Source organism: Draconibacterium halophilum, assembly GCF_010448835.1.
Classification (GTDB): Bacteria; Bacteroidota; Bacteroidia; order Bacteroidales; family Prolixibacteraceae; genus Draconibacterium; species Draconibacterium halophilum.
On sequence record NZ_CP048409.1, the window covers coordinates 3,454,444 to 3,477,355 of the forward strand.

Below are 22,912 nucleotides of genomic sequence, written 5' to 3' on the forward strand. Positions count from 1 at the left end.
TTTCTCGAAGCTACAGATTTAACTTCGTTGATTTTCAATTCTCGTTCATCCTTCACTCGAAATGACAGCTTTTTTTATTTGAACTTTTACCTTTTGCCTTTCCTCACTCCTACTCCACATACAATACCAGTCCCTTCAAATATTCACCTTCGGGGTGGTAAATATTCACCGGATGATCTACCGGCTGGCTCATTTGGTGCAAAATACGCACCTTACGTCCGGCAATAGCTGCTGCCGAAAAAACGGCCTCCCGAAACTTTTCTTTCGACACCACCTGAGAACATGAAAATGTAAACAGAATTCCGCCTTTACGAATCTGCTCGAAAGCACGGGTGTTTATTCGTTTATAGCCTTTTAACGCCTGCGGCAGTGTTTTGCGGTGTTTGGCAAAAGCGGGCGGATCAAGGATGATCAGGTCATATTTATCCTGTATATCTTTCAGGTACTCAAACCCGTCAACAACAGTCGATTTATGGCGCTCATCGCCGGGAAAATTTAGTTCCACGTTCTCATCAGTCAGGTCGATGGCTTTTGCTGATGCATCAACCGAGTGTACTGATTTGGCACCGCCCTGCATGGCATAAAACGAAAATCCACCGGTGTAACAAAACATGTTCAGCACATCGCGGTCTTTTGAATAATCCTGTACCAGCTTACGGTTTTCGCGCTGATCGACAAAAAAACCGGTTTTCTGACCTTTTTCCCAGTCGACTTTAAAACGCAGGCCATATTCCAGCACTTCGTTTCCCGAAGTCTCGGGACTTCCAAAAAGGTAACCGTCTTCCGATTTTACGTCGGCTTTAAACGGCAATGTTTTTTCACTTTTATTGTACACGGCTTTTAGTTGGTCGCCCATCACTTCCTGCATCGCTTTCACCAGCTCTTCGCGAATGAGGTACATGCCAATAGAATGCATTTGCATTACCGCTGTTCCATTGTAGAAATCCACTACTAATCCCGGCATTCCGTCGCCCTCGGCGTGTATCAAACGAAAAACATTGGTTTCGGCATTGTTCTCGAAACCCAGTTTTTTACGCAAGTTCCAGGCGCTTTCTATTTTGCTTTTCCAGAAATCGTAATCCGGTTCAATTTCTTCAAACGATACGATACGAATGGCAATCGATCCTACCTGGAAGTGTCCAATTCCCAGAAATTGGTCTTTGTTGGAATACACTTTTACCAGGTCGCCCTCAGCCGGCGTACCGTACATTTTTTTTATGGCTCCGGAGAATACCCATGGGTGAAAACGCAGTAATGACTGATCTTTACCCGACTTTAATACAACTTTGACAAACTCTTTTGTCATCTTTAATTTTTAGAAAAGTTTTCGAAAATTTCAAGTGCAGCCCACGCATCCGTAGCTGCATAATATTGTTGCGCTTCTGTTAATTCATCAGCTTCCCAATTGGTAAGCTGCTGTCCTTTTGAGATGCGAAACCCACAGGCAATAGCGGCTAATTTTTTCAGGCTGAAATTTTGAATGCCCATTTCCTTTGCTTCATCCTGCAGTTCTATAAATCCTTTTGGATTAAAAGGTACCAGTTCCTGTAAGCCTTTAATATCGTCGCGAATTGCCACCCCCGGTTTTATTACTTTTTCGTCGGCCAGCAATTCCACTATTTCGCGTGGTAAACCAATGCGGTTGATCCGAAACAAAAATGCCTTGTTTTTGGTTGACAACTGCAGCAATGCCACTTTGTTTATCACCCCTTTTTTAAACGATGGTTTTGTTTCCGTATCAAAGCCAATGATCGATGCACCATTAAGCTCCTCAATCGCATATTTTACCTTTTGCAATGAATCAACCAAAAAGATCTTACCATTAAAACGTTTTAATGGCAACCCGGTTAATTCTTCATTTGATATACTTTCTTTAAACATCTATTCTTCTTCTTGATCGGTTCCCCAAAACTTATCCAGCCACTGCGGATTTCCTTTCCCGGGAACCACTTCTTCATTATTACTTTTTACCGAAAAATCGGCGCTACTGTATACAAGCATGTGCACAGCACGCATTACATTTACCAGCTGCTGCCCCCAGAATTCCTCAAAATGATAAATACATTCTGAAAGTGCATCATTCATTACTTCTTCGTTACCAATGCTGTAATTGGTGATACAATTCTTTAGATCCTGGTAAATATCCATCAGGTTTTCAGCAACACTTGCACGTACAGTTTCTTCTCCAAACTGAATACTGGGATCGAAAACCTCGTAAAAACCATCGTGCTCACCCAATAGCTGCAACCATTTCTGATGCAACATATTATAGTCGAGCTCGCTAATAAATTTCTCCAGCTCCTCGTCCATTACCATTTCGATCTTCTCAACAACCGAAGCCTTCAAATAAAGCAATGGCAGCAACTTTTGCAACTTTGCAAGACTCTCTTCTGCAGTGAGATGCGAAACATTTTCGATGGTAGAACAATACTCGTTAGCCACCGTTACAAATTCAACTATATTTTTTGAATATATGATCTGATCCATACTCACATCTCAATTTCCACAATAAAAAAACTGCTGCAAAAGTAGTAAAGATTTTTAAGACAGGAGTATTGAGTTGAAAGTAGGAGAACCGAATACCTAATCCGGCCGAATACTTTGGTTGAGAACTTAGCAATTTTAGGAAAGACTGATAAGATTGAATGCTGAGACGATGCACACTGAGATTAAAGAGAATTGCCAGATCGACAAATTGTGAAATTGTGAAAATTACTTTGCGGCTTTGCAAGAAATAAGACATGTAACAGATCTCTCAACTGCGTTCGAGATGACAGCCACTTTGAAATTTTTCACTTTTGCCTTTTTACTTTTAACTTTTGCCTTAACACTCTCTACTCCTTCCACTCCAGTAAATTATCTACGCGGTAGATTATTTTTTTGTTATCGAGCAACCACTTTACTATTTCGCGCATTTTTTGTTGCTCGCCTTCCAGCTTTAACAAGAGGTTTTCGTAAGTACAAGGATCTTCCAGCAGCTTTTTTACGCGTTTGCTTACTGCACCAAATTCGTAGTCGCTTAATGCCAAAGCCTGTTTTTCTTTACAGATATCGCAGGTGCCACAGGGTGCCGCATCGGTTTCACCAAAGTAGTTCAACAGTATCTGGCTGCGACACGTGGCCGAATCGGTAGCATAATGAATAACTGACTCAATTTTTTTGGTGTAGCCCTTTTTGCGCAAATCGTAGTTTTCTTTCGATATTTTCAGGCGGTTGATATGAACCCGCTCTCTGGTAAAATAAATAAACGGCGTTTGGCTGCTCGGAACATAATCAATCACTTTCGACTGCCGGAGGTGTTTCAGGTAATTATAGACCTGGTCGCGATCGAGCCCCGAACGTTTTGAAAGTAACTCTTCATCAACCGCCACATAACCAGTAAACAACCCCGTGTACGAACGTAACAGCAACTTAACAAACTCATCAAGCCGTGCATTAGCCACCTGAAAACGGTATAACTCGTCACGGGAAATCGGAAAGTAAATTCGGGAAGGGCTGTCCACCTGCTCGGTAAACTCAAGGTATTCCTGGCGTTGCAAAATCTTTAGGCTACTATAAACCATCGCCCGCTGAAATTTGTATGATTGCGCAAATCCCTGCAAACTGAATTCGCGTACCTGCCCTTTTCCGTGGCCAACAGCCAGCTGAAAATAGTTACATAACGAATCGTAAATGCGCTTTATATTATCGATATCCGGAAAAGAGACCGAGATATGCTTTTTAAGTTTTGTGGTATCGGTATTATTATAAAGGAGTACGGCAGCCGATTTTTTCCCATCGCGGCCTGCCCTGCCCGCCTCCTGGTAATAAGCTTCTAATGAATCGGGCGAATCAATATGAACAACAAAACGAACGTTGGCTTTGTCGATTCCCATTCCAAAAGCATTGGTAGCAACAATCACACGTGTTCTTCCGGCCAGCCAGTCGTCTTGCCTTGCACTTCGCACTATATTACCCAAACCCGCATGGTAATAACTGGCAGAAATTCCATTTTGCTTTAGCTCTTCTGCTATTTCGCGAGTAGCTTTTCGGCTACGCACATAAACCACTCCCGAGCCTTTAACCTTTTTGAGTGTATTCAGCAGATAACCGGTTTTATTCTCGACATGACGCACCAGATAGCTCAGGTTTTCGCGATGGAAAGACATTTTTAACAAATTCTTGTCTTTGAAACCGAGTTTGTCCTGAATATCGTCAGCCACCTTAGCAGTTGCTGTTGCTGTTAAGGCCAATATTTTCACTTTTGGCAGCAACTCCCGCGCCTTTACAATGCTTAAATAACTGGGTCTGAAATCGTAGCCCCACTGCGAAATACAGTGTGCCTCGTCAACAGTTAACAGGTTCACATTCATTTGCTCCAAACGCTCCAAAAAACGTTGTGAATTCAGACGCTCCGGCGATACATACAAAAACTTGTAATTGCCCCAAACCGCATTATCAAGGGTAAGTTTTATTTCTCGTGCCGACATGCCACTGTGCACGGCCAATGCTTTTATCCCTTTCTGGTTCAGGTTTTCCACCTGGTCTTTCATCAAAGCAATTAACGGTGTAACCACAACACAAATACCTTCGTGTGCCAACGAATAAACCTGGAAAGTAATGGATTTCCCACCACCGGTTGGCATTAGTCCAAGCGTATCTTTCCCAGCTGCCACAGATTCGATAATTTCGAGCTGCAGCGGTCTGAAATCGGGGTAGCCCCAATAGCGGGTCAGTATCTGCCTGAAGTCTTCCATTAATACAAATTAACCTAATTAATTCAAAAAAATAAACTAATTATTTACTGAGCTGACGAAATAATTGATATACAATTATTTGTCAGGGTTAACCTTGACATTGAAAATCATAAAACAACCTCTAAACAGAGCACGTATCGTGCAGATTTTCAATCGTCAACACTTCGTGTGAAAAATTTTATGAATTTTTCAGGTTAAGAAATCATTTTAACCTTTAACAATTTTTATTCTTCAAAAGTATGTACAGCGTAAATAAATCAGTTCTTGTCTGTTATTTTTTTGTAGTTTTGCGCTTTAATAAAAACATTAAAACAGTTAGGCATGTCGTTTCTAGAAGACAAAATACAGTTTGAAGGTTTCACCTTCGATGATGTTCTTTTAATTCCCTCATATTCAGAGTTATTACCTCGCGAAGTTGATCTGTCGTCAAGGTTCACCAGAAACATTGTAATTAACACGCCAATTTTATCGGCTGCAATGGATACGGTTACCGATAGTAAAATGGCCATTGCCATTGCTCGCGAAGGAGGTATTGGTGTTATCCATAAAAATATGGGGATTGAAGAGCAGGCGCACCAGGTAACAACTGTAAAACGTGCCGAAAATGGTATGATCTACGACCCGATTACCATTACTCCTGAGAAAAAAGTGAAAGATGCACTGGATTTTATGGCAAAATATAAAATCGGTGGTATTCCTGTTGTCGACGGACACGGTCACCTGGTAGGTATTGTTACCAACCGCGACCTCCGTTTTGAACTTAATATGAGTCGTCCGATTTCAGAAGTAATGACCAGCGAAAACCTGGTTTCCACAACCGAATCAACCGACCTTCATAAAGCTGCTGCAATTCTTCAGGAACATAAAATTGAAAAACTACCTGTTGTTGATAAGAACAACAAACTTATTGGCCTGGTAACCTACAAAGATATTACCAAAGCAAAAGATAAACCACTGGCTTGTAAAGATGAAAAAGGCCGTTTACGTGTTGCTGCCGGTGTTGGTATTGCCGGCGATACAATGGATCGTGTAGATGCATTGGTAAAAGCACAGGTTGATGCGCTTGTTATTGATACTGCACACGGACATACCAAAGGGGTAGTTGAAATGCTGAAACGGGTAAAAGCAAAATACCCGGATAAAGACGTTGTTGCCGGAAATATTGGTACTGCCGAAGCTGCAAAACTGCTTGTTAGTGCAGGTGCCGATGCGGTTAAAGTTGGAATTGGCCCGGGCTCGATTTGTACAACACGTGTAATTGCCGGTGTTGGTGTACCACAGCTTTCTGCTATTTATAATGTTGCAAAAGCTATTCAAGGATCAGGTGTTCCGGTAATTGGAGATGGTGGTATTCGCTACTCAGGCGACATTGTGAAAGGTTTGGCAGCAGGTGCCGATTCAATTATGGCAGGTGGACTGTTTGCCGGTGTTGAAGAATCGCCGGGTGAAACCATCCTTTACCAGGGACGAAAATTTAAAGCATACCGTGGAATGGGATCGGTTGAAGCCATGCAAAAAGGTTCGAAAGACCGCTATTTCCAGGATATGGAAGAAGATATTAAGAAACTGGTGCCGGAAGGAATTGCTGCCCGTGTACCTTTTAAAGGATCGCTGTACGAAGTGCTTTACCAGCTACTCGGAGGTATACGTGCCGGGATGGGATATTGTGGAGCTCAAAATATAAAAATTTTGCAACAGTCGAAGTTTACCCGAATTTCAAATGCCGGGGTTCAGGAAAGCCACCCACACGATGTAAGCATTACGCGTGAAGCACCGAATTACAGCAGCCGCCAGTAAGCGCGGCCTGCTTTTACCGAATGCGTGTAAAAACAATCGCAATTTGCACAAACATAGTTGTTCAACTATTAAACAGATGGTGTAAAATGAACAGGATTTTCTTTTCATTGCTTCTTTTTGTTGTCATTACTTTACAAACTGTGGCACAACCTTCCGAGGTGTTGTTAACGGTAGGACACCACGAGATTAGCAAGGATGAATTTGAACACATTTATCGCAAGAATAACAGTAATCTGTATTCTGATTCTGACAGAAAAACGCCCAAAGAATACATGGAACTGTTCATTAATTTTAAGTTGAAAGTTGTTGAAGCCGAAACCTTAAAAATGGACACCAGTCAGGCTTTTATTAATGAACTTGCCGGCTACCGAAAAGAAATTGCAGCACCTTATCTTACCGATATTGAATTTAAAGAGCACCAGATTGAAGAATTTTACCGCCGGATGAAACTGGAGGTAGATGCCAGCCATATTTTATTGCGTGTTGACGAAAATGCTTCCGAAAAACAAGAACAACAAGTACTTGACAAAATAACAAACATTCGCAAGGAAATAATCGCCGGAAAACCTTTTGAGGAGGCCGCGATGGAATATTCTGAAGATCCTTCGGCACAATCAAACAAAGGCCGACTGGGATATTTTTCAGCTTTTACAATGGTGGCAGCCTTTGAAGATGCTGCATTTAATACGCCCGTTGGAGAAGTTTCCGATCCGGTGCGAACAGACTTTGGTTATCACCTGATACAAGTGCACGATACCCGCCCGAACAAAGGAGAAATGCAAGTAGCGCACATCATGAAAAATGTGGCAAAAAATGCTACTGTCCAGGAAAAAGCGAAAGCAAAATCAGCTATCGACTCCATTTACCAGTTATTGATTGATGGAGCTGACTTTGCAACTTTGGCAAAAAACGAATCGCAAGACAGACGCTCGGCCGTTCGTGGTGGAGAAATGCCCTGGTTCTCAGCAGGACGGATTACAAAGGAGTTTTCCGACCCGGCATTTGCACTGAAAAACGATGGCGATATTTCAAAACCTGTTGAAACGCCTTTTGGTTACCACATCATTAAAAGATTAAATGCACGCCCGGTTCCTCCTTTTGAAGAGGCTCGGGCTTCGATTGAAAGCCAGATAAAAAAAGATGCCACACGATTGGCTTTAGGGAAAAAAGTGTTTGTTGAGAAACTAAAAAAAGAATACAATTTTTCGGAAGATGAGGCTGCCAAAGCAAATCTAAACGGATTAATTATTTCTGAAAATCCCGGGTTACCTGAGGATACACTCTTTAGCATCGACAATAAAACTTTTACGACAAAGGAACTTACAGCTTTCATTGAGCGAAGAAATATAAAGACAGGTTCCTATCTTTCGGTTTACAACGATTGGGTGATGGATGAGATCACAAATCTTGAAGATTCAAAACTGGAAGAGAAATACCCGCAGTTCCGCTACCTGATGAACGAATACCACGATGGTATTTTGCTTTTCAATATTTCGCAGGAAAAAATCTGGAACTTCGCAGCACAAGACACTGCCGGGCTGGAAATTTTCTACGAAAAAGACAAGGACAAACACATGTGGGGCGACCGCTTTAAAGGTCAGATTATTACTTGCAAAAATGTTTCGGTTCGCGAAGAGGCTGAGAATCTTTTTGGTGCCGGAATGAATGCCGAAGAAGTATTGGCACATATTAATGCCAACGGCGAAGAACTTATTTCCATTGAGACAGGAGCCTGGGAAGAAGCACAAAATCCGATAGTGGATTACTACGTTTGGAATGGCAAAGACCCGGAAGATTTTGATAGTGCTACCACTTTTATACGTGGCGATAAAATTGAACCGCAACCCAAAACGCTGGATGAAGCCCGCGGACTGTTTATATCAGACTACCAGGATTACCTGGAAGAACAATGGATAAAAGAACTGCGTAGAAAGCACAAGGTTAAGGTGAATAAAAAACTACTAAAAACCATCGAGGGTGTTTAAACGGCAAATTACATATGGTATTATCGTTGCGTTGGTAATTGTTGTTGCCGGATGTTCGTCGGATAATACAGATGAACCGGTTGCCAGCGTTGGGGAGAAAGTACTTTACCGCTCAAATGTGAAAGAAATTTTGCCCAAAGGAATTAGTGCAGAAGATAGTATTTCAATGAGCAACAACTACATCGACAAATGGATTAAGCAGGAGTTACTGATACAAAAAGCGGATGAAAACCTGAATGCTGAGCAAAAAGACCTTCATAAAGAACTGGAAGAATACCGCAATTCGCTTATTATTTACAAATACAAAAATGAGTTGATAAAACAACGCATGGATACCGTTGTTACCAACAGGCAAATCGAAGAATTTTACAACAACAACCCATCAAATTTCAACCTGAATCATAGTATTGTAAAAGCAACTTTTATAATGATACCTGACGACCTGGCCGATCCCACTCTTGTAAAAGAATTGATCGATGACACCTCGCCCGAAGGTATTGATGAGCTGCGCGAATATTGCGGACAATACGCCAAAAAAGTGAACATATCAGCCGATGAATGGATAAGTTTCCAAATGCTGAAAAAAAACTTTCCCAACGAAATGGAGGAAGAGGAAGCCTTCCTGAAGCAGAACAAGCTGTATGAAATGAATGATTCAAATTATTACTATATTGTCAGCATTCATGATTACAAGCTAAGTAACGACCTGGCACCGATTGAATTTGTACGAAACAACATAAAGAACCTGATCCTGAATAAACGAAAGATTGAGTTCTTAAAAGAAATTGAGGAAAATATTTACACCGAAGGTGTAAGAAAAAAGAAATTCAGAAAATATGACACGAAAACAAATTAGCGAAAATAAGATGACTAGAATTTTTGTAACAATGATGCTTATGCTTGCGGTAATTACCGGAGCCAATGCGCAGGATAAAGTTATCGACCAGATAGTAGCCGTGGTTGGTGGTAACGTTATTTTGAAATCAGACATCGAGAACATGAATATCAACCAGCAGGCGCAGGGAATTACCACTGAAGGAGATATGAAATGCGAGATACTGGAAGATTTTTTAATTAACAAACTGCTGGTTGCCGAAGCTGAACTGGATACATTAATTAGTGTAACACCAAGTCAGGTAAATCAACAAATGGATGCGCAATTACAAATGTACATGCAACATTTTGGTACAGAAAGCGCCGTTGAAACTTACTTCAACAAACCAATTGCATCAATTAAATCCGACATGCAGGAAGCTATTCGCGAGCAGTTGTTAAGTCAGCAAATGCGCTCAAAAATTGTTGAGAATGTAACCGTAACACCATCAGAAGTACGTTACCACTACCGCAACCTGAGCAACGAGGAAATACCTACTATTCCTACGCAATACGAATATGCACAGATAACCGTTCAGCCAAAGGTTGAGCTTGACGAAGAAAACCGTGTAAAAGCAAAATTGCGCGAGATAAAAAAACGTATTGAAAATGGTTCGAGCTTTGCCGCAATGGCAGTTATTTACTCTGAAGGTCCATCGGCAAAAGATGGAGGTGTAATTGGCTATTCGGGACGTGCACAGCTTGATCCCGCTTATGCTTCAGCAGCTTTTAACCTGAAAGGCGACAAAGTTTCGAATGTAGTAAAAAGTGCTTTTGGATTTCATATTATTCAAATGGTTGACAAGCAAGGCAATAAAATACAAACCCGCCATATTTTGATGAAGCCAAAAGTTTCTGTTGAAGCACAGGAAGAAGCCTACAACCGCCTCGACAGTTTGGCCAACCTTATTCGCACCGATGAAATTGCTTTCGACCAGGCAGCACAAATGTTCTCGTTCGACAAAAACACCCGTAATAACGGCGGTATTGCCATTAATGCAAATACTATGTCGTCTAAATTTTCGATTGAAGAGGTTGATGCCGACGTAAGTAAGATAATCACCAAAATGAATATCAACGAGATTTCAGAACCATTTGAAACCATTGATATGGAAAGCCAGCAACAGGTGTACAAAATCATCAAGCTGTTGAAGCAAATAGACTCGCATAAGGCCAACCTGCAAAACGATTACCAGACACTTGCGGAGATGTATCTGGCAAAAAAGAAAGAACAGGTTTTACAGGAATGGATTGCCGAGCGTCAGTCGCAAACTTACATCCGCATTGACCCAACTTATGCAAACTGCAACTTTAATTTCGACAACTGGATTAAATAACCCACGAAATATTGTTTATGAATTTTAAAAACGACGTTGAAGCCTTAGATGCACTTCAGGCCAAATTTAAAGACCTGAAAGAAGAAATTACAACCGTAATTTTTGGTCAGGACGAAGTTATCGAACAGGTACTGATCTCGCTGTTTAGCCGGGGGCATGTTTTACTGATCGGTGTTCCCGGACTGGCAAAAACCTTACTGGTTACTACCATCGCAAAAATCCTTGGGCTAAACTATAACCGAATACAGTTTACGCCCGATCTGATGCCATCGGATATTATCGGTACCGAAATTCTAGACAACGAACGTAATTTTAAATTCATTCGCGGGCCGTTGTTTGCCAACATTATTCTGGCCGACGAGATTAACCGTACGCCGCCAAAAACACAATCGGCGCTGTTGGAAGCCATGCAGGAACAATCGGTTACTGCCGCCGGGCAACACTTCGATCTCGACCAGCCGTTTTTTGTGCTGGCAACGCAAAACCCAATCGAGCAGGAAGGAACCTATCCCCTGCCCGAGGCGCAGCTCGACCGTTTTATGTTTTCGGTGTGGCTCGACTATCCAAAGCTGGAAGACGAAATCACCATCGTAAAGAACACAACTACCATACAAAACACGGAGTTGAAGCCCGTTATTTCAGGAAAAGAAATTCTTTATTACCAGAATCTTATTCGGAAAATTCCGGTAAACGACAACGTGTTACGTTATGCAGTTACACTGGCGGCAAAAACCCGTCCGGAGAATGAAAATGCAGCAGAGATATCAAACCAATACCTGAAATGGGGTGCCGGACCACGTGCATCACAGTATTTGGTACTGGGAGCAAAAACTCACGCTGCACTGCGCGGAAAATATTCGCCCGACATTGAAGACGTGAAAGCTGTTGCTCCATCAATACTGAGGCACCGGATTATCAAAAACTACAAAGCCGAAGCTGAAAATATTTCAATCGACGAAATCATCGACAAATTGCTTTAATGCCTTTTTATCGTTTTTATAAAAGCGCCAAAGTGCGCAATTTAATCCCTACCATTCTGTTTTTTGCCCTTTCCCTGGCAAGTGTTACCGGGTTTTCGCAAGAGAAAAAAAGGGTAGAAATAATACAGGCTGAATCGCTGGAACAAAGTGACAACATTTCCAATGCCCAGCGCCTGATCAACAATGTCATTATCCGGCACGAAGGAGTAATGATGTACTGCGACAGTGCCTACACCTACCAAGGCACAAACCGTGTTGATGCTTTTGGAAATGTGCATATCAACGAAGGCGACACACTACACCTGTATGCACGAAAAGTTTATTATGATGGCGACCGAAGTTTTGCACAGGCCATAGACAATGTAAAACTGGTAAATACCGAAATGACACTCTATACCGACACATTGGATTACGACATGAATTTGAATGTTGGCTACTACGATTGTTTCGGGAAAATTGTTGACAGCACCAACACACTTACCAGTAAAGAGGGGAAATACTTCCTTGATGATAATGAGGCACATTTTACCGACAGCGTTGTAGGCTATTCTGACAAGTACACCATTGACAGTGAAGATCTGCGCTATAATACGCAAACAGAAGTGATCTATTTTAAGGGGCCAACTACCATTCGCGATTCGGTGAATACACTTTATGCCGAAGACGGGTGGTATAATACGCAAACCGGAGAGGCCGACCTCAATCTGCATCCAATGGTGTATAACGACACCCAGTCGATACAAGCCAGACAAATTAGCTACAACCAGGAAAATGGCGATGGCTACGCCGAAGGAAATGTAACGATTGAGGATTTTGAAAACCAAAGCATTATTAAGGGAAACAAAGTCACTTATAACGAAGAAAAGGAAACAGCCATTGCCACCGACTCGGCAGTATTTATTTCTTACAATGAAACGGATAGCCTTTTCCTGCATGCCGATACCTTAAAAAGTATTCCCGATACCATTGATGGCGAAAACCTGGTAATGGCATACTACGGCGTACGTTTTTTCCGCAACGATGTGCAGGGCATTTGCGACTCGCTGATGTATTTTACCAAAGACTCACTGGTTCAGCTGCACCGAAATCCGGTGATTTGGAGCGAACAACACCAGCTTAGTGCCGACTACATCGAAATGATCCAACATACCAATGCTCCCAACGAAATGCACCTGACAAAAAATAGTTTTATCATTTCGAAGCAGGACACGGGGCGTTACGACCAAATTAAGGGCAAGGACATGCTTGGCTACATTATTAACGGTAAACTCAATAATATTGATGTTGATGGTAATGGGCAAACACTGTATTACGCCCGCGACAAAGAAGCAGTTATCGGTTTAAACAGAGCCGAAAGTAGCAATATATCCATCCGGTTTAAAGATGGAAAAATCCACGCCATTGCTTTCCAGAAGCAACCTGAAGGACAGTTAAAACCAATTCTAAATCTGGAAGAAAGCGAAAAAACATTGCCCGGATTTGAGTGGAAAATAAAACTTCGCCCGCTATCGAAAGACGATATTTTCTGGCGACCGGAAAAGAAAGAGGTGGTTGAGGAAGAAGAATTAACTGGTCAATAGTGATTGGTTACTGGGCATTGGTCATTAGTTATTCTATATTTGATCATTGGATATTTGATGCTGTAGTAATGCTGTCATTCTGAGCGCAGCGAAGAATCTCTTACAATGAAGCACTGCCTGCCACAAAATTGCGTAAATCTTTATTCGTGTAAAAGTTGTTTGTCGCAGGTTTGCGCGGGGCACTCCTACACAAAAAATTACAAGCCGCAAAGTTGCGGGGGCTTATCCAACCGAAAAAGTTGTTAGCCGCAGAGTTGCAGGAGCCAATCTTTTGCAAAAGTTTAGCTCTCGCTGAGTTGCAAGAGCATTTCTGACGGAAAAAGTTAGCTCTCGCTGAGTTGCGAGAGTAAATCCTACGCGTCGGGTTGGCTCTCGCAGAATTGCGGCTGGCAATCCGACGGAAAAAGTTGTTAGCCGCAGATTTACTAGAGCTTATATTTCAGCGTTTTACGTTTTTTTTCAAAAGAAAGACCTTCAAGGTTTTTGAAACCTTGAAGGTCTGAAAAAAGTAACGATCAAGTCGCCATTATACCGTGCGGTCGATCAGTTCTTTTATTTTTGGAAGAACCACGCCAAGCGTTTCGTTGTTGGTCATTCGGTAAAATCCCGGAAGGATTTCGAGCAGGTCTTTTATGGTTTGTTCCAAATCGCCACGTACGGCTGTCATCGAACTTACTTGTTCCATTTCGGTATTATGGTCGAGCTGCTCCTGGCGCAAAACGTCAAATTCGGTTTGCGAAGTGTTTAGCAAATCAACATATTCAGTCATTCCCAGCAAGGCCACGTGTGCAGCCTGTTTTCCGGTAAGTTCCTTTAAGAGGGTTTTCATCAATGCCGACTGTTCATCATAGCCCTCGCGGTTAAGGTGCCAGCCTACTTTGGCAATTACTTTTTCTACCTCCTGTGCAGCCTCTTGTTTTTTGGCATCGGGGTGTAACAAATAGGCCTGTGTAATGTATTTTACTCCACGAAACACGTTATCGCGTTTCAGGTCGGCAGCCCCCAGGGCTTCGGTTTGTTGCTGCGCCACCTGCTTGGCAATGGCACTGGCCGAAGTTTCGACACATACTACCAGGGCATGTTTAAACGGATCGTAAATAACAGAAATGGTTTCGCCCAGCGGTTCGAGCAGGGCATCGAGGCTTTGTGCAAACGACAGCAATTCGGCATTCGTTAGCCCCGAGAGATTAAAAGTTAAAATCATAATTTATTGTTTTATGTGAGTATTTGTGGGCGTGCTTTGGGCAGCCCGGTTAATTGTTTTTTGTGTTTTGTGTTTTTTGGATAATCCAGACCTTCAAGGTTTTAAAAACCTTGAAGGTCTGAAAACTGTTAACTGAGACTGTAAACTGAATCTTATTTCTTCCACGCTCCCGCGCGATTGTATCGCGTGGTTATTATTATTTTACAACTATTACGTCTTCTAAAATTCCAATCTCTCCTGCATAATCGGCTGCACTGCTGTATAAATAATCTTCCGGTCTGAAAACCAATCCTTCTTCAACAGGATTGTGATGGATATAGTGAATCTTCTCGTCGATTACTTTTGTACTCCATAATTCAACAGGATTATTATCATGCCTCCAAAACTGGTAGTTCTTTACATTGGATGATTTGCTTCCGGCTTTCTGAAAATGTTTCAATAAAAATTCCTGTCTACTTTCTTTAGGGTTATCTACTATCGCCTGAACAATTGTTTTACTTGTATATCGCTTGAAGTCTCCCAGAAGCATCAGGCTTCTGCTCTCCTGAACTCCTAAAAACCAGATGAACATGACTTGACATTATGCACCATGCAAATATTTCCATCCCTTTCTCTTTCTGACAATAATGTAAACTATCGAGAATGATTTTTTTGTATTCATTTCGAGTAAATACATCTAACCATTCAATTATTGCAAAACTCACAAAGTATACACCGTCAGGATTATGAAACTTATAATTACGGCTCATTATGATGTTTAAAATTAATTCAATATCCTCTTTTTAATTGTTCTTAACCACGCGATACAATCGCGCGGGAGCGGGGAAGCATCGTAAGTCGTCGCCGACTTAATTCCATCTTCTTTCTTTGTAAAATTAAATAGTTTTCCAGGCCCTGGCATAGGCTGCATAACCTTTACTTTCAATTCTTCAAGATCAGGCGGCAACGTACCTTCTATCTTTATATATTCACCCGTATTAGAGTTTACAAAAGCATAATAGCAAGGATGTTCCCAACTTTGATTAGGGAATTCATCCACAAAAAAGAACCATGAAATAAAATCTGGGGATTTCAAATTTTAGTATTTATTAATTCTTTTTTTGGACTTAAAGGACTAGGATAGTATAATACATTCTTTTGAGCATGTATATTCTTATCATTATTTAATATTATCTGAAATGCTTGATCTTCACTTATTTTTTGAGCGAATAACATATTCGAGAACAAAAGAAAGATCAAAAAAAGGAAATATTTCTTCATATCATTGCTTTTAATTAGGTGAGATTTCTATTGTGGAATCTAGATTTTTGGAATAATGGAAAGTAAATGTTGTAACCTCACCACTAGCCGAAACTTTCGAAGTATATTTTCGTTGCTCCATTGAATCGATTACACATTCAAGATCAAAATTGCATATACAATTTGCCCATTCATAATCAATAAATGTTACTCTTAATATACCATCATTGATCATAGCATAAGTTGTATCTAATCCAGCACAATTAAGAGTAGCATTAATAAACTTAACCCGAAGTTGGTTTTCTCCTTCGGCCTTAAGTTCAATATACCTTTCAGTATCAGTTGATTTTAGGTGGTCTTTACAGCCCTGCGATTTTATTTCGCTTACTGTGAGCTGTTTGTCTTTTAATGGAGGTAATTCTTCTTCATCCTGACAGCTTGCCCCAATTAAGGCAAACAGTAAGAATACTAAACTTAGTTTTAAAATTTCAAGTTTCATTTTTTTTATTTTAGTAATGAGTAAAAAGTAGAGAGTACTTAAACAGGTTCTTTAGAATTAAGAACCTAAAAATAGCGCATTAAAAAGGTCGGTTTCTGTTGCTTTGGCAACCTGGGGTTTGCGGCAGTGTGGGTGGTTTACTGTACAAACGGTTTGTTTTGTTTTTTTGAGTTTTACGAGGTATTCATTATTGGTTTTATTTTTATGTTTATGGATTAAGATGCTTGAAGGTAAAAAAAGGTTGCGTTACAACAAGTTTTTGGGCTTATGTTTGGTAACAGATTCTATTGTCTTTTGTTATTGAATATTGGAAGCTGGATACAATATACTCGTGGCTCAATGCTCCTAACTCGAAACTTCGGTAAAATAAAAGTTACTCTAATGTTAACACAAAACGGACATTACGGTATTATTCTTCTTTTTTCAACAAAAAAGGGCCGTTTCATTTTCATTTTAAAATAATATTTTCATATTTGCATGAAATCATAAGCAAATGACAAAAAATATCAACATCTCTATTTTTAACCTCATTATTGGTATTCTTCTTCTAGCAAGACGAAAATGAGAATGGTATGTAGATAAAACAATATTGAATATAAGAAAGCCATTCTCAAAATAGAGGATGGCTTTTTTAGTACAAGAAAGCACGAAGCTTGAAGTAAGAAGACAGAAGTAGAAAAATTCTTCCGACTCCGGTCTTCGGACTTCTGACCAAAAGGTTTTGATTTGAAAAAGAGATATTAGTTTAGACAGCAAAATAAGAATTGAAAAACAATAAATCATGAGCGACAGACTTTACATTTTCGACACAACTTTGAGAGACGGAGAACAGGTTCCGGGTTGCCAGTTGAACACAGTAGAAAAGATTGAAGTTGCCAAAGCATTGCAAGAATTGGGAGTTGATGTAATTGAAGCAGGATTCCCCATTTCGAGCCCCGGCGATTTTGAATCGGTAGTAGAGATTTCAAAAGCGGTTACATGGCCAACAATTACAGCTTTAACCCGCGCAGTACAAAAAGACATTGATGTTGCAGCCGAATCACTCAAATACGCCAAAAAAGGTCGTATTCACACCGGAATCGGAACATCCGATTTTCACATTTACCACAAACTCAACTCCAACCCCGATGCTATTATCGAACGTGGTGTTGAGGCAGTAAAATACGCAAAAAAATACGTTGAAGATGTGGAGTTTTACGCCGAAGATGCCGGCCGTACCGAAAACGAGTACCTGGCACGCGTAATTGAGGCAGTGATTAAAGCCGGTGCTACGGTAGTAAATATTCCTGACACCACGGGTTACACCTTACCACACGAATTTGGTGCAAAAATTAAATACCTGATGGATAATGTGCCAAATATTCACAAGGCCATTATTTCAACCCACTGTCATAACGATTTGGGGATGGCTACTGCCAACACTATTTCGGGAATTTTGAATGGTGCCCGTCAGGCCGAGGTTACCATTAACGGTATAGGCGAACGCGCTGGTAACACTTCATTAGAGGAAATTGTAATGACATTAAAAACGCATTACAAAACACTGGGAATTGAAACCGGTGTAAATACTAAGAAGATATATGGAACCAGCCGTTTGGTTTCAACCTTGATGAACATGCCTGTTCAACCTAACAAAGCAATTGTTGGACGTAATGCTTTCGCGCACTCGTCGGGTATCCACCAGGATGGCGTATTGAAAAACCGCGAGAACTACGAGATTATGGATCCTGTTGAGGTAGGAATCAACGAATCGGCAATTTTATTGACTGCCCGCAGTGGCCGCGCCGCGTTAAAACACCGTTTGGAATTGTTAGGCTTCGAGCTGGACAAAGAAAAGCTTGACGAGGTTTACGAAGAATTCCTGAACCTGGCCGATAAGAAAAAAGACATCCGCGACGACGATATCGCTTTGTTGGTTGGCGATGCAACGCGTAAAGAGCACCGCATTAAACTGGAATACCTACAAGTGGTTACCGGCAAAAGCTTAAAACCAATGGCTACCGTTATTTTGAATATTTCGGGAGAGAAATTCGATGCCACTTCTGATGGAAACGGTCCGGTTGACGCAGCAATCAAAGCGGTTAAAAAGATCATTCATCGCCAGATCGTTATCGAAGAATTCCTGGTACAGGCAATCACCCGCGGAAGCGACGATATTGGGAAGGTACACATGCAGGTAGAATACGATGATTCGATCTACCACGGTTTTGGTGCACATACCGACATTATAACCGCTTCGGTTGAAGCCTTTTTGGATGCCATAAACAAATTGCCTGCGGCATTGTAAATTTAGAGTATAACGCTGTTATTTCGACGATGCAGGAGGAGAAATCTGATTCCTTTAAGTGATAGATTTCTCTCCGTCAGCTGACGGATCGAAATGACATCAAAATAAAATCATGACAGCAAAAACATTATTTGATAAGATTTGGGATGCACACGTGGTAAAAAAGGTCGAAGGTGGCCCCAATGTATTGTATATCGACCGTCACTTTATTCATGAAGTAACGAGTCCGGTTGCCTTTTTAGGTTTGAAGAACCGCGGACTGAAAGTGTATCGTCCGGATCAGACCACAGCTACTCCCGACCATAACGTTCCAACCATCAACCAGCACATGTCGATAAAAGACGAGCTTTCGCGCAACCAGGTTGATATGTTGAAAAACAATTGCGATGAGCACGGAATTACTCATCACGGTTTAGGTACTGAAGGACACGGTGTGGTTCACATTATTGGTCCTGAAATGGGTTTAACCCAACCGGGAATGACCATTGTTTGTGGCGACAGCCACACATCTACACACGGTGCTTTTGGAGCCATTGCTTTTGGTATTGGCACCAGCGAGGTGGAAATGGTTTTGGCAAGCCAGTGTATTATGCAGCCCAAACCGAAAAAAATGCGAATCACCATCAATGGAAACCTCGATAAAGGAGTTACAGCAAAAGATATTGCGCTGTACATTATCTCGAAAATATCAACCAGTGGTGGAACCGGTCACTTTATCGAGTATGCAGGCTCGGCAATTACCAGCCTGTCGATGGAAGGACGAATGACTCTTTGTAACCTAAGTATTGAAAGTGGTGCCCGCGGTGGTATGATCGCGCCGGATGAAACAACATTTAACTACATAAAAGGTCGTGAGTTTGCTCCAAAAGGCGAAGATTGGGAAAAGGCCATGACAAAATGGGCGGAATTAAAAACCGACGAAGGTGCAGTTTACGATACTGATTTCACGTTTGATGCTGCGGATATTGAGCCGATGATTACTTACGGTACAAATCCGGGAATGGGAATAGGTGTTTCGCAAACCATCCCTACAACTGGAGGTTTGGAGGGAAGTGATAAAACCACTTATCTAAAATCGCTGCAATACATGGGATACCACGAGGGTGAGGCCATGAAAGGCAAACCGGTTGACTTTGTATTTCTTGGCAGTTGTACCAACGGACGTATCGAAGACTTCCGCGAATTTGCCGCTTTTGTGAAAGGCAAGAAAAAAGCAGATAACATTACTGCCTGGTTGGTGCCGGGATCAAAACAGGTGCAAAACCAGATTGAAGCAGAAGGACTTGTTCCAATTTTAGAGGAAGCAGGTTTTAAATTACGTCAACCCGGATGTTCAGCATGTTTGGCAATGAACGACGATAAAATACCAATGGGTAAATATTCTGTTTCAACTTCAAACCGAAACTTTGAAGGCCGCCAGGGACCGGGTGCTCGCACTTTGCTTGCCAGTCCGCTTACTGCAGCTGCCGCGGCAGTGTCTGGTGTAATTGCTGATCCAAGAGACTTGATGGAATAGGGAATATTGGAATAGGGAATAAAGAATCATATAATTTAACGAAGATGTCGACAAGTAACCTGGCATTATTTAAAGAAAACATGAAGCTTCGAACAAAAATCTTTGCTCACGACTGTGTGAAGTTTTCTTTGGATTTGCCTAAAAATACGCTTGGTAATCATATTCATGGACAATTGATTCGATGTTCTACTTCTGTAGCAGCAAATTACAGAGCATCCTGTGTTGCGCAATCTATTCCAATGATCATTTCTAAACTGAGTATATCAATTGAAGAAGCCGATGAGAGTGAATTCTGGTTAGAATTTGCAGTTGATGAAAAATTAGCGATAAAAGAGCGAACTGAGAAAATGTTTCAGGAAGCTCATGAAATAGCGTCAATACTCATCAAATCACGTCAAACACTTCAAAAAAGATAAACTCCAATATTCAAAATTCGAACATTCTAATATTCGAGATTCTAATATTCAAATATTCAATAAAATGGCATACGATAAATTTTCAGTAATAAATACTTCGGCAGTACCACTGCCCTTTGAAAATGTAGATACCGACCAGATCATTCCTGCTCGTTTCCTGAAAGCTGTGGAACGTAAAGGATTTGGCGATAACCTTTTCCGCGACTGGCGGTACGAAAACGATGGAAGTCCGAAAGCTGATTTCCCGTTGAATAACAGCAAGTATTCAGGGAAAATACTGGTTGGTGGAAAAAACTTTGGTAGCGGATCGAGCCGCGAGCATGCTGCCTGGGCCATCTACGATTATGGATTCCGTGTGGTAGTTTCAAGCTTTTTCGCCGACATCTTTAAAGGAAACGCACTGAACAACGGCCTGTTACCGGTTGTTGTTTCTCCGGAGTTCCTTGAGAAAATCTTTGTTCAGATAGAAAAAGATCCTGATTCAACCTTTGAAGTCGATCTTCCAAATCAAAAATTCACCATCACAGCTACAGGTGAATCATCTGATTTCGAGATCAATCCGTACAAAAAACACTGTTTGCAAAACGGGTTAGATGATATCGACTACCTTGTTGATATGAAAGAACAAATAGCTGAATTTGAACAGGCTTAATCTTCAATTCTGATGTCATTTCGAAGGAGGAACGACTGAGAAATCTCTTACATTGGAAACAGATTTCTCACCTTCATTCTTCAGGTTCGAAATGACAAGTATTTTTGAAACAGAAAGATAAAAAAATGACAGGCAAAGCAATAGAAATTTCAGGTAAACGCCTGACCATAATGGATACAACCCTTCGCGATGGTGAACAAACCTCAGGGGTTTCGTTTAGCGAAGGTGAAAAGCTCAGTGTTGCCAAGGTTTTACTTGAAGACGTAAGAGTCGACCGCATTGAAATTGCCTCAGCACGGGTGTCGGAAGGCGAATTCAAAGGCACGCAGAAGGTAATGCAGTGGGCCGCACAGAAAGGACATCTTGATAAAATTGAGGTGCTTGGATTTGTTGATGGAAAAATTTCGCTTGAATGGATTGCCAAAGCCGGAGGGAAAGTGATCAATCTGTTGTGCAAGGGATCATATAAACACGTTACCGAACAGTTACGAAAAACGCCGGAACAACACGTGGCCGACATCAAACAAGTACTATACTATGCCGACGAAATGGGAATTAAGGTAAACATTTACCTTGAAGACTGGTCGAATGGTATGCGTAGTTCGAAAGACTACGTTCACTTTATGATAGCGAGCCTGAAAGATGAAAAGGTGGAGCGTTTTATGCTCCCCGATACTCTGGGAATACTTGATCCGGATGAAACCTATGATTTCTGCCTGGAAATGATTGAAAACTTTCCAGATGTCGAATTTGATTTTCATGCCCATAACGATTACGATCTGGCCATTGCCAATGTCTTCCATGCACTGAAAGCCGGAATGCGATGCGTTCACACTACAGTAAACGGACTGGGAGAACGGGCAGGTAATGCACCACTATCGAGTGTTATTGCCACCATCAAAGATCACCTGAAAATGAAAACCGGCGTAAACGAAGCTCAGTTGAATAAGGTTTCAAGACTGGTCGAATCATTTTCCGGCATTCGCATTCCAACCAATAAACCGTTAATTGGCGAATATGTATTTACCCAATGTAGCGGAATTCATGCTGATGGCGACAGCAAAAACAACTTGTATTTCAACGACTTGCTCCCTGAACGTTTTGGCCGTACGAGGCAGTATGCTTTGGGAAAAACATCGGGCAAAGCCAATATCAAAAAGAATTTGAAAGATCTTGGTATTGAGTTGGATAAAGAGTCGCTTAAAAAAGTTACGGACAAGGTTATTGAACTGGCCGACCAAAAGGAAACGATTACCAGCGATGAACTTCCATATATTGTTGCCGATGTTCTTGAAAATGAACTCTTTGAGCAGCGTGTAAAAGTGGTAAACTATTCAATAAGTTATACCATGGGATTGCGCCCAATGGCCAATGTTTCGCTTGAAATTGATGGTAAAATTTATGAGGAATACAGCGATGGCGATGGACAGTACGACGCTTTTGTTAAAGCATTACACAAAATCTACAAACGCCTTGATAAGATATTCCCAAAATTGGTGGACTATGTCGTAACCATTCCTCCGGGCGGTAATACCAATGCTCTGGTAGAGACAGTTATTACCTGGCGCAACGATCACGAATTCAAAACAAAAGGCCTGCATCCCGATCAGAATGCGGCTGCAATTCTGGCAACTACCCGGATGTTGAACGTAATCGAGAACGAATTTAACCCCACAAGACTGGAAGAATTAAAAAACGAAAAATAAAAATAACCTCGGACATGCAAATGTGCATATCCGAAATTTCTAAAAAAAATGAAACGACCATGACAAAACTGTTGCCACGTAAGCCAGAATGTGATATCATGGGAG

At 41.3% G+C, this 22,912-nt stretch carries 20 protein-coding genes; 11 read left to right on the forward strand and 9 right to left on the reverse strand.

What is annotated here, in order from left to right; translation table 11 throughout:
- Positions 1–109: 109 nt before the first annotated feature.
- From G0Q07_RS13870 to G0Q07_RS13885, 4 genes are all read right to left on the reverse strand, one after another.
- Positions 110–1,306 carry a class I SAM-dependent rRNA methyltransferase gene (locus G0Q07_RS13870; protein ID WP_163347099.1) on the reverse strand — a complete coding sequence of 399 codons (1,197 nt, stop codon included), beginning with the start codon at positions 1,304–1,306 and terminating at the stop codon, positions 110–112.
- 2 nt (positions 1,307–1,308) lie between these two features.
- The gene (locus tag G0Q07_RS13875) at positions 1,309–1,881 is read right to left on the reverse strand and encodes a 3'-5' exonuclease (protein ID WP_163347101.1); all 573 of its coding nucleotides are present in this window, start codon (positions 1,879–1,881) and stop codon (positions 1,309–1,311) included.
- Complete coding sequence (locus G0Q07_RS13880) at positions 1,882–2,487, reverse strand: DUF5063 domain-containing protein (protein ID WP_163347103.1); 606 nt, start codon at positions 2,485–2,487, stop codon at positions 1,882–1,884.
- A gap of 347 nt (positions 2,488–2,834) precedes the next feature.
- Positions 2,835–4,736, reverse strand: coding sequence for a RecQ family ATP-dependent DNA helicase (locus G0Q07_RS13885; protein WP_163347105.1), 1,902 nt, complete (start codon positions 4,734–4,736; stop codon positions 2,835–2,837).
- A gap of 321 nt (positions 4,737–5,057) precedes the next feature.
- Here G0Q07_RS13885 and guaB point away from each other — a divergent pair, with 321 nt between their 5' ends.
- The 6 genes from guaB (at position 5,058) to G0Q07_RS13915 (ending at position 13,288) form a co-directional block, all read left to right on the forward strand.
- A complete protein-coding gene (guaB, locus tag G0Q07_RS13890) occupies positions 5,058–6,533 on the forward strand; it encodes an IMP dehydrogenase (RefSeq protein WP_163347114.1) in 1,476 nt (491 codons plus the stop codon).
- Positions 6,534–6,619: 86 nt separating this feature from the next.
- A complete protein-coding gene (locus G0Q07_RS13895; protein WP_163347116.1) occupies positions 6,620–8,518 on the forward strand; it encodes a peptidylprolyl isomerase in 1,899 nt (632 codons plus the stop codon).
- Complete coding sequence (locus G0Q07_RS13900) at positions 8,511–9,374, forward strand: hypothetical protein (protein ID WP_163347118.1); 864 nt, start codon at positions 8,511–8,513, stop codon at positions 9,372–9,374. The genes G0Q07_RS13895 and G0Q07_RS13900 overlap by 8 nt, the downstream gene beginning before the upstream one ends.
- Positions 9,375–9,384: 10 nt before the next feature.
- Positions 9,385–10,728: a peptidylprolyl isomerase gene (locus G0Q07_RS13905; protein WP_163347120.1), complete on the forward strand. Its 1,344-nt coding sequence runs from the start codon at positions 9,385–9,387 to the stop codon at positions 10,726–10,728.
- A gap of 17 nt (positions 10,729–10,745) precedes the next feature.
- The gene (locus tag G0Q07_RS13910; RefSeq protein ID WP_163347122.1) at positions 10,746–11,708 is read left to right on the forward strand and encodes an AAA family ATPase; all 963 of its coding nucleotides are present in this window, start codon (positions 10,746–10,748) and stop codon (positions 11,706–11,708) included.
- A 32-nt stretch (positions 11,709–11,740) separates the two neighbouring features.
- Positions 11,741–13,288 (forward strand): OstA-like protein, encoded by a 1,548-nt coding sequence (locus G0Q07_RS13915; protein WP_163347125.1) that lies wholly within the window; start codon positions 11,741–11,743, stop codon positions 13,286–13,288.
- Between the two features lie 526 nt (positions 13,289–13,814).
- Here the strand turns inward: G0Q07_RS13915 and G0Q07_RS13920 are convergent.
- From G0Q07_RS13920 to G0Q07_RS13935, 5 genes are all read right to left on the reverse strand, one after another.
- A complete protein-coding gene (locus tag G0Q07_RS13920) occupies positions 13,815–14,492 on the reverse strand; it encodes a DUF6261 family protein (RefSeq protein ID WP_163347128.1) in 678 nt (225 codons plus the stop codon).
- Positions 14,493–14,688: 196 nt separating this feature from the next.
- Positions 14,689–15,063: a hypothetical protein gene (locus G0Q07_RS13925; protein WP_203532771.1), complete on the reverse strand. Its 375-nt coding sequence runs from the start codon at positions 15,061–15,063 to the stop codon at positions 14,689–14,691.
- Positions 14,987–15,241, reverse strand: a complete 255-nt coding sequence (locus G0Q07_RS21330) for a transposase (RefSeq protein WP_203532547.1) — start codon at positions 15,239–15,241, stop codon at positions 14,987–14,989. The genes G0Q07_RS13925 and G0Q07_RS21330 overlap by 77 nt, the downstream gene beginning before the upstream one ends.
- A 14-nt stretch (positions 15,242–15,255) precedes the next feature.
- Complete coding sequence (locus tag G0Q07_RS13930; RefSeq protein ID WP_163347130.1) at positions 15,256–15,567, reverse strand: hypothetical protein; 312 nt, start codon at positions 15,565–15,567, stop codon at positions 15,256–15,258.
- A 195-nt stretch (positions 15,568–15,762) separates the two neighbouring features.
- Positions 15,763–16,230 carry a hypothetical protein gene (locus G0Q07_RS13935; RefSeq protein ID WP_163347132.1) on the reverse strand — a complete coding sequence of 156 codons (468 nt, stop codon included), beginning with the start codon at positions 16,228–16,230 and terminating at the stop codon, positions 15,763–15,765.
- A gap of 781 nt (positions 16,231–17,011) precedes the next feature.
- Here G0Q07_RS13935 and G0Q07_RS13940 point away from each other — a divergent pair.
- The 5 genes from G0Q07_RS13940 (at position 17,012) to G0Q07_RS13960 (ending at position 22,807) form a co-directional block, all read left to right on the forward strand.
- A complete protein-coding gene (locus G0Q07_RS13940; protein ID WP_163347141.1) occupies positions 17,012–18,517 on the forward strand; it encodes a 2-isopropylmalate synthase in 1,506 nt (501 codons plus the stop codon).
- 112 nt (positions 18,518–18,629) lie between these two features.
- The gene (leuC, locus tag G0Q07_RS13945) at positions 18,630–20,033 is read left to right on the forward strand and encodes a 3-isopropylmalate dehydratase large subunit (protein ID WP_163347148.1); all 1,404 of its coding nucleotides are present in this window, start codon (positions 18,630–18,632) and stop codon (positions 20,031–20,033) included.
- Positions 20,034–20,077: 44 nt separating this feature from the next.
- The gene (locus G0Q07_RS13950) at positions 20,078–20,449 is read left to right on the forward strand and encodes a four helix bundle protein (protein WP_163347150.1); all 372 of its coding nucleotides are present in this window, start codon (positions 20,078–20,080) and stop codon (positions 20,447–20,449) included.
- 64 nt (positions 20,450–20,513) lie between these two features.
- Positions 20,514–21,101, forward strand: a complete 588-nt coding sequence (gene leuD / locus G0Q07_RS13955; protein ID WP_163347152.1) for a 3-isopropylmalate dehydratase small subunit — start codon at positions 20,514–20,516, stop codon at positions 21,099–21,101.
- A gap of 125 nt (positions 21,102–21,226) precedes the next feature.
- Positions 21,227–22,807: an alpha-isopropylmalate synthase regulatory domain-containing protein gene (locus G0Q07_RS13960; RefSeq protein ID WP_203532548.1), complete on the forward strand. Its 1,581-nt coding sequence runs from the start codon at positions 21,227–21,229 to the stop codon at positions 22,805–22,807.
- The last annotated feature ends 105 nt before the right edge of the window (positions 22,808–22,912 follow it).

Bases quoted from the DNA above. Each gene is read 5' to 3' on its own strand.
- G0Q07_RS13870 (WP_163347099.1), bottom strand. From the start codon at position 1,306: ATGACAAAAGAGTTTGTCAAAGTTGTATTAAAGTCGGGTAAAGATCAG.
- G0Q07_RS13875 (WP_163347101.1), bottom strand. From the start codon at position 1,881: ATGTTTAAAGAAAGTATATCAAATGAAGAATTAACCGGGTTGCCATTA.
- G0Q07_RS13880 (WP_163347103.1), bottom strand. From the start codon at position 2,487: ATGGATCAGATCATATATTCAAAAAATATAGTTGAATTTGTAACGGTG.
- G0Q07_RS13885 (WP_163347105.1), bottom strand. From the start codon at position 4,736: ATGGAAGACTTCAGGCAGATACTGACCCGCTATTGGGGCTACCCCGAT.
- guaB (WP_163347114.1), top strand. From the start codon at position 5,058: ATGTCGTTTCTAGAAGACAAAATACAGTTTGAAGGTTTCACCTTCGAT.
- G0Q07_RS13895 (WP_163347116.1), top strand. From the start codon at position 6,620: ATGAACAGGATTTTCTTTTCATTGCTTCTTTTTGTTGTCATTACTTTA.
- G0Q07_RS13905 (WP_163347120.1), top strand. From the start codon at position 9,385: ATGACTAGAATTTTTGTAACAATGATGCTTATGCTTGCGGTAATTACC.
- G0Q07_RS13910 (WP_163347122.1), top strand. From the start codon at position 10,746: ATGAATTTTAAAAACGACGTTGAAGCCTTAGATGCACTTCAGGCCAAA.
- G0Q07_RS13920 (WP_163347128.1), bottom strand. From the start codon at position 14,492: ATGATTTTAACTTTTAATCTCTCGGGGCTAACGAATGCCGAATTGCTG.
- G0Q07_RS13925 (WP_203532771.1), bottom strand. From the start codon at position 15,063: ATGTTCATCTGGTTTTTAGGAGTTCAGGAGAGCAGAAGCCTGATGCTT.
- G0Q07_RS21330 (WP_203532547.1), bottom strand. From the start codon at position 15,241: ATGAGCCGTAATTATAAGTTTCATAATCCTGACGGTGTATACTTTGTG.
- G0Q07_RS13935 (WP_163347132.1), bottom strand. From the start codon at position 16,230: ATGAAACTTGAAATTTTAAAACTAAGTTTAGTATTCTTACTGTTTGCC.
- G0Q07_RS13940 (WP_163347141.1), top strand. From the start codon at position 17,012: ATGAGCGACAGACTTTACATTTTCGACACAACTTTGAGAGACGGAGAA.
- leuC (WP_163347148.1), top strand. From the start codon at position 18,630: ATGACAGCAAAAACATTATTTGATAAGATTTGGGATGCACACGTGGTA.
- G0Q07_RS13950 (WP_163347150.1), top strand. From the start codon at position 20,078: ATGTCGACAAGTAACCTGGCATTATTTAAAGAAAACATGAAGCTTCGA.
- leuD (WP_163347152.1), top strand. From the start codon at position 20,514: ATGGCATACGATAAATTTTCAGTAATAAATACTTCGGCAGTACCACTG.
- G0Q07_RS13960 (WP_203532548.1), top strand. From the start codon at position 21,227: ATGACAGGCAAAGCAATAGAAATTTCAGGTAAACGCCTGACCATAATG.